Origin of the sequence: Streptomyces sp. ADMS, assembly GCF_033441795.1 — a bacterium.
Lineage (GTDB): Bacteria > Actinomycetota > Actinomycetes > Streptomycetales > Streptomycetaceae > Streptomyces.
Map to the genome: position 1 here is coordinate 1 of NZ_JAVFVX010000516.1, position 317 is coordinate 317.

The 317-nt window shown below is 68.1% G+C and carries 1 pseudogene; it reads right to left on the reverse strand.

Going from position 1 to position 317, the window contains the following annotated elements:
• Positions 1–317: pseudogene (locus RB628_RS42995) on the reverse strand (cellulosome protein); the annotation flags it as partial.

The window sequence follows — 317 nt, forward strand, 5'->3', positions numbered from 1 at the left end:
TGGAGCGTGGTGCCCTGGACGTCGGCGTCCTTGTACCGGAGGTCGATCTTGTCGATGATGGCGTCGCCGACGGTCTTCGCGCCGTTGTCGCCGGTGGTGGCCAGGGTGATGGTGTGGCTGCCCGCGGTGAGGTGCACGGTGGTGTCCTCACGCCCCCACACCACCCACTTGAAGCCCACCGGTATGTCGATCCTGTGCGAGGCGCCGCCGTCGACCCGCGCGTACAGGTTCGTCGGGCCCTCGACGTCGGAGTCCTTGGCGTAGCTGCTGCCGAACACCGACAGGTCGTAGTCGCCGGTGGTGGGAACGGAGACGGG